This is a genomic window from Bacillus sp. V59.32b (genome assembly GCF_003429085.1).
Classification (GTDB): Bacteria; Bacillota; Bacilli; order Bacillales; family DSM-1321; genus Peribacillus.
The window spans coordinates 1-5,950 of sequence record NZ_QVTC01000063.1 but is presented as its reverse complement, the minus strand read 5'-3'; the positions used below and the strand labels follow the sequence as shown (position 1 = coordinate 5,950).

The window sequence follows — 5,950 nt, the reverse complement described above, 5'->3', positions numbered from 1 at the left end:
GCACGAGAAAATGCGTATGCATTTTCGAGGAGTCTCGCAGATTCCCTTCCCAAAAACAACATTATCATTTAACAGAGCCTTTTTAATAACAAAGTGTTTAAAACTTCCTAGCATCAATGCAGCTACGCTTAATCTCTGCCTTTAAGGCTCCCCGATTGGTGAGTTTTCTTTAAAAAATCGGGGAAGTCAGTCGCAATTCCATCAAGGTTCATCTTTTTGAATTTCTGAATGTACCTTTCATTGTTGACGGTCCAGGTAAAGGCCTTCATTCCATATAAATGAATCCTCTCCTTTAGTCTTTCATTCATCATTGTTTGCTTCGGGTTGACGAATTGCGAAAATGTCGATAATGCTTTTAATTTCCTTTCCGAAATCCCAGCCGGATTATGCTTTATTAGCACACCCGCCGGTATCGATGGCAATAAATAGTTAAATCTTTTGACTGAGGCTGTGTCAAATGACTGAACCATAATTAAAGGCTTTTCGCCATGCTGCAGATTTCTTTTAATTATCTTTTCGGCGAGCTTTTTTTCGATTCCCGGGTAGAGGGAAGGGCTCTTAAGTTCTACGAGTATGCCTGTATGAGGCAAGACTTTATCGAAAACTTCCTCAAGTGAAGGAATTCTTTCATTCTTAAAATCTGGATGAAACCAGCTTCCGGCATCAAGCTGCTGCAATTCGACAAAATTATAATCCCTTACATAACCCTTTCCATTCGTAGTACGTTCCAAGGTAGGGTCATGGATGACGACAAGATTGCCATCCCTACTTAACTGGACATCGATTTCAATAAAATCTGCGCCAAGCTCCACGGCTTTCTTACAAGAAGCCAGTGTATTTTCCGGGCAATAGCCTGACGCACCCCGATGGGCTATTTTTAGCGGAGAGCCCTGATCGAGATTTAGTTGATTTTTAAGTGGTCTTTTTTGATTGAAAAATGAGCTGACAACAATTATCAGTATAAATAATCCCGCTGTGATAATCAAAAGCTTCATATCGGATTTCTCCTTAAATTGATTTCTACCTTAGTTTATACCGATAACTAACATTTTTCATAAATATGCTACTTTTCCTTTCTTTCAAGTTATATAAAAAGCGAAAGGAGGTGAGCAGCATGGCAACCCAAAGCTTATATGCAAGCGCATTAAGAATCACGTTTGAAACAGGCTTAAACGAAAAAGGTGAACCAATGCTTAAGAGAAAGGCGTTTTCAAACGTAAAGACATCGGCAACTGCAGATCAATTATTGCAAACCGCGGAATCTTTGGCAAATCTGCAAATGCATACGCTCGTTGAAATTTCCCGTCAGGACACAGCAAGTATTATCGCCTAATTTTTTTAAAAAGGAAGGAGGTGAAATAGATGGCAAAAACACTTGAATTGATTTTTGTTACCCAGGAAGGGAAAACGGCATCCATCAGCATTGAGGAGCCACAGGAGCCGGTAGATGTTAATGCAGTAAAGGCGGCAATGGACGCAATCGTTGCGGCTAATGTATTCTCCTCTCCGTCGGGCGACTTTGTAGGTAAAAAGGGAGCGAGAATTGTTGAACGAAATGTAAGTGAGTACGAAGTCATATAGCCAAAAAGGCTGGATCATAGAAAAGTTATGGCCCAGCCTTTCTTTAGGGGGGCAAAGGTAGGTGAATGAAATGGAACAACTGCTGCCGTTTATTGGGGATGTCGGCTTTCCTATTGTGGTCACCCTTTATTTGCTTCATCGGATTGAAGCAAAGCTGGATGCGCTCAACGAGACGATGACTAATCTTCCAAACAGCCTGCGAGATGAACTCCAGGATAAATTCGGCTAACCGCAAAAGGGGTCATGGAATTTATTTCATGGCCTCTTTTGCTGTGTAAAACCACTTCTCGGTTCTTGGGAGACACCGCCTAAGGCTCTCCAATTTATTTGGTATCACCCCATCAAGCACAAATTTCCATAAGCGAGCAGAAATTAATCGAATCGACAACAAACTGGCAAATTTCCGCAACGAACTCTGTACCTGGCAACAAATCGAAAAATCCGGCAACCAAAATCCCTGTTCCGGCAACAAAACTAGTTAAACCGGCAACAAAATGAAAATTTCCGCAACGAACTCTGTACCTGGCAACAAAACGAAAAATCCGGCAACCAAAGTCCCTGTTCCGGCAACAAAACTAGTTAAACCGGCAACAAAATGAAAATTTCCGCAACGAAATCTGGACCCGGCAACAAACCAAAAATTCCGGCAACCAAAGTCTCTGTCCTGGCAACGAAATTAGTTAAACCGGCAACAAAAAATGAAATTTCCACAACAAAGAATGGGACTGGCAACAAAACGAAAATTCCGGCAACTAAAGTCTCTGTTCTGGCAACGAAATTAGTTAAACCGGCAACAAAATGAAAATTCCCGCAACATAAAATGGGATTGGCAACAAAAATAGATTAAGGAAATTGTATAGAAGATTTTAAATAAGAAGGTTTTTTTGTAATTATATGGAATATTATTTAAGAGATTAGAAAAAGGGGTGGTTTATATGGAGCCTAAGGTTGAAACGGTCCCAGTCAAAAAGAAAGGGAATGTAGGACTATTTCTATCCATGCCAGTATTATCGTGGGCTTTATATGATTTTGCGAACACGATTTTTTCATCGAATATTAATACGATTTTCTTTCCGTTTTACTTGCAAGAGGTTGTCGGAGGGAATGAGGTACTCGATCAGATTGCCAGCACGTTCATTTCTTACGCGAATGCGATAGCAAGCCTTTTCCTAGTCATCTTCACCCCATTATTTGGGGTTATGATTGACCGTACAGGTAAGAAGAAAAGATATATTATGATTTTTACGGTCATTGCCGTGCTTGGTACATTGTTTATGGGAGTGTTCGGAGGTTTTCAGCTTGACGGCGAGCTGTTTGGTGTACCGATGTCCCTGGCACTTGTTATTATCCTGTTTATTATCGCTAAATTCTTTTATCATTCAAGCTTGGTGTTCTATGATGCCATGATCACAGACATTGGCAAAAAAGAGGATTTGCCGCTCATTTCGGGGTACGGGGTGGCAGTAGGGTATATCGGGACGTTGGTGGGCTTAACCATTTATCCGTTTGTCGGGGAAAACGGGTCGCATCAAGCCTTCATTCCGACTGCTTTATTATTTCTTGCCTTTTCGCTGCCGTTATTTATTTTCTTAAAAGATAAACAGACAGTTCAAAGCGAAAGAATGCCATTTTTTTCAGGATACAAGGAAATCCTTCAGACGTTTAAAGAAATGAAAACTCATCGCCCTGTATTTACTTTTATGATCGCCTATTTTTTCTTGAATGACGCAATCGCCACGACGATAGGAATGATGGCGGTTTACGCAAAAGCAGTAGTCGGATTTTCATCAGGGGGATTCATCTTATTGTACCTTGTCTCAACGGTCTCCAGCATTATCGGGTCCTTCATCTTTGGTTATATTACGAAGGCAAAGGGTTCAAAAAAGGCGATTACCTATGTTGGTTTTCTTTTGTTAGTCGCTCTTGCGATTGCGGTGGCCGCGCCGAATGCAGCCTGGTTTTGGGTCGCGGGCAGCATGTTCGGTATCGCTCTTGGTTCTATGTGGGTAACTTCACGAACATTTATCGTCGAGCTTACCCCGGAGGATAAGCGGGGTCAATTTTTCGGATTGTTTGCTTTTTCCGGGAAGGTCTCCTCAATTGTCGGACCTTTCGTATACGGTACAATCACACTGATCTTTGCGGATTTAGGCAATGTGGCCAGCCGCTTGGCTTTAGGATCTTTGATGATTATGACGTTAATCGGGCTGCTCGTTCTTTCCAGAGTGCGGGTACAATCGGCTAACCCATAACCAAAGGAAAGGCAAAGCAGCCTGATTGGCCGCTTTGCCTCCCTATAATAATGATCACACCACAATAATTGTTACATCCATATTATCTCTAGTCGCCTTTGAATAGGGGCAGACCTGATGAGCTTTCTGGGCGAGGCTTTCCGCTTCTTCTTTGCTTACCCCTGGAATGGAAACATCCAATCTTACGGCCAATTTGAAGCCGTCGTCTGCCTCGTCTTTTCCAATTGTTACATTGGCGGTTACTTCGGTATTGTCTGCCTTTACCTTTTCTTTTCGAATCACGAGATTCAAGGCACTGTCATAACATGCTGCGTAGCCAGCGGCAAATAGCTGCTCCGGGTTCGTTGCTTTTTCCCCGGAGCCTCCCAGTTCCTTAGGCATCCTGACTTGGAAATTAATGATGCCGTCCTCTGATTGCACATGGCCCTCTCTTCCTCCGGAAGCCTTGACTGCGGTTGTATATAAAGGTTTCATTCAAAACAGCTCCTTATCGATTAGATACATTAAGTAATTCCCTGACTGTTTTTTTATAAACATGAGTGAAGTGTATAATAAAGATTGGTTTGATTTTAGCTTCCTGCCTTGAAACGAAAAAGCATCGTGCTTTCTCCAATCGTTTCAAGGCAGGAAGCTACCTTTCAGCATATGCTGAAAGCCGTGTGAAACCGCGGTTTCACACGAATTAGTCAAAATACGCAGTCAAACAAAAAAGAATGCTACCCGAAAGTAACATCCTTGTCTAATGGATTAGTTTAGATTACAATTTAACAACATTTTTAGCTTGAGGTCCGCGGTTGCCTTCTTCGATTTCGAATTCAACTTCCTGGCCTTCGTCAAGGGTCTTGAAGCCATCACCTTGAATCGCGGAAAAATGTACAAATACATCATCTCCATCTTCTACTTCGATAAATCCAAAACCTTTGTCACCGTTGAACCATTTTACTTTACCTGTTACTGTCATGCATTAAATCCTCCTAAAATTAAAACAATATTTAATATGTCAATTTTATTTTTCTTTTCGAAAAATAATGATTCACACATTATCAAGCATCATAGGCGTGATGTATTGTTTCCTGTGCTGTTTGATAATATGTGAATGTTCAATCCTCTTCTATTCTTTCCTGTCAGTAAAATCTTATGCAGTAAATGTGTTGCCTAAGAACAACTAATTATCTTTTACCCTAAAGTAGAAATTCTAAACCTTTTTAAGAAGAAAATTTTTAAAAAATATCTAAAATATCGGATTGTTTGAATGTTTAAGTTTTGGAGTAACGGCAAGACTTGCGAATAAAGGGAGGCTTACATATGAAAAAATTACTTATAATGATCATGACCGCGACTTTTTTTATGGGAGGCTGCATGTCGGAACAGGACCGAAGTAAAGAGCTGAAAAAAACGTCGGAAGATATTGAAGTAATGCAACAGACACATGCATCGGATATAGCTGTTTCTGAAGAAAGTGACGACATTGTGCTTGGAGTAAATAAAGTGCTGTCAATCATTAAAGAAGTCGAAAGTGCAATGGAAAACTCGGCTGATTCAAAACGGCTTCATGCCATCGGTCAACAAATGGAAGAGGAATGGGACACTGTAGAGAAGAAGGTAGAAAAGAAATTTCCCGCCGATTACAAAAGCATTGAAGAAAGCTTATATCCTTTAATAGCTGAGTTAGGAAAATCACAGCACAATTTAGCCAAGATTAAAGACTTAAGCGATCAGACAAAGGCCAAGCTAGATCTTTTTAAACTTAAAGCGAAACAATAGCGGAGCCTTATCCACCTTTCGTATTATGTTTTCCCGTATTAATAACCGGGTAAGGACATAGTAAGAAAGGGTGATGAGAAATGGCAAGGGGTATTATGAAACGATTGATGGTTGCCGCAGTTCCGCTGGTAATTAACGAGGTTAGACAGTATATGAAAAATAAGAAGAAGACGAAAAGAATCCAAAAAGTGAATATGATGAAGTAAAAGGCGCTTATTGCAAGCGTCTTTTATTTATTTAGAAGGCTCTGTTAAACGATAATGTTGTTTTTGGGAAGGGAATCCGCGAGACTCCTCGAAAATGCATACGCATTTTCTCGTGCGGTGTCTATTCAAGGATGATGAATCAACGTC

The 5,950-nt window shown here is 40.7% G+C and carries 10 protein-coding genes; 7 read left to right on the top strand and 3 right to left on the bottom strand.

Going from position 1 to position 5,950, the window contains the following annotated elements:
• Positions 1-128: 128 nt before the first annotated feature.
• Positions 129-995 (bottom strand): glycerophosphodiester phosphodiesterase, encoded by an 867-nt coding sequence (locus D0463_RS14845; RefSeq protein WP_117308168.1) that lies wholly within the window; start codon positions 993-995, stop codon positions 129-131.
• Between the two features lie 119 nt (positions 996-1,114).
• Between D0463_RS14845 and D0463_RS14840 the strand changes: the two genes are divergently transcribed.
• From D0463_RS14840 to D0463_RS14820, 5 genes are all read left to right on the top strand, one after another.
• On the top strand, positions 1,115-1,333 hold the full coding sequence (locus D0463_RS14840; RefSeq protein WP_117308167.1) for a DUF1659 domain-containing protein: 219 nt from the start codon (positions 1,115-1,117) through the stop codon (positions 1,331-1,333).
• A gap of 29 nt (positions 1,334-1,362) precedes the next feature.
• Positions 1,363-1,581: a DUF2922 domain-containing protein gene (locus tag D0463_RS14835; protein ID WP_117308166.1), complete on the top strand. Its 219-nt coding sequence runs from the start codon at positions 1,363-1,365 to the stop codon at positions 1,579-1,581.
• A 70-nt stretch (positions 1,582-1,651) separates the two neighbouring features.
• Complete coding sequence (locus D0463_RS14830) at positions 1,652-1,810, top strand: YvrJ family protein (protein ID WP_117308169.1); 159 nt, start codon at positions 1,652-1,654, stop codon at positions 1,808-1,810.
• Positions 1,811-2,176: 366 nt separating this feature from the next.
• Positions 2,177-2,383, top strand: coding sequence for a hypothetical protein (locus D0463_RS14825; protein ID WP_117308165.1), 207 nt, complete (start codon positions 2,177-2,179; stop codon positions 2,381-2,383).
• 133 nt (positions 2,384-2,516) lie between these two features.
• Positions 2,517-3,833 carry an MFS transporter gene (locus D0463_RS14820; RefSeq protein ID WP_117308164.1) on the top strand — a complete coding sequence of 439 codons (1,317 nt, stop codon included), beginning with the start codon at positions 2,517-2,519 and terminating at the stop codon, positions 3,831-3,833.
• 54 nt (positions 3,834-3,887) lie between these two features.
• Here D0463_RS14820 and D0463_RS14815 read toward each other — a convergent pair whose 3' ends face one another.
• Both D0463_RS14815 and cspD read right to left on the bottom strand, forming a co-directional pair.
• Entirely contained in the window at positions 3,888-4,307 is a 420-nt protein-coding gene (locus D0463_RS14815; protein ID WP_117308163.1) for an organic hydroperoxide resistance protein, read from the bottom strand.
• 283 nt (positions 4,308-4,590) lie between these two features.
• Positions 4,591-4,794: a cold-shock protein CspD gene (gene cspD, locus D0463_RS14810; RefSeq protein WP_117308162.1), complete on the bottom strand. Its 204-nt coding sequence runs from the start codon at positions 4,792-4,794 to the stop codon at positions 4,591-4,593.
• 344 nt (positions 4,795-5,138) lie between these two features.
• On the opposite strand from cspD, the gene D0463_RS14805 reads away from it, so the two are divergent.
• Positions 5,139-5,597, top strand: a complete 459-nt coding sequence (locus D0463_RS14805; protein WP_117308161.1) for a hypothetical protein — start codon at positions 5,139-5,141, stop codon at positions 5,595-5,597.
• Positions 5,598-5,677: 80 nt separating this feature from the next.
• Positions 5,678-5,803: a hypothetical protein gene (locus D0463_RS20150; protein ID WP_301950651.1), complete on the top strand. Its 126-nt coding sequence runs from the start codon at positions 5,678-5,680 to the stop codon at positions 5,801-5,803.
• The last annotated feature ends 147 nt before the right edge of the window (positions 5,804-5,950 follow it).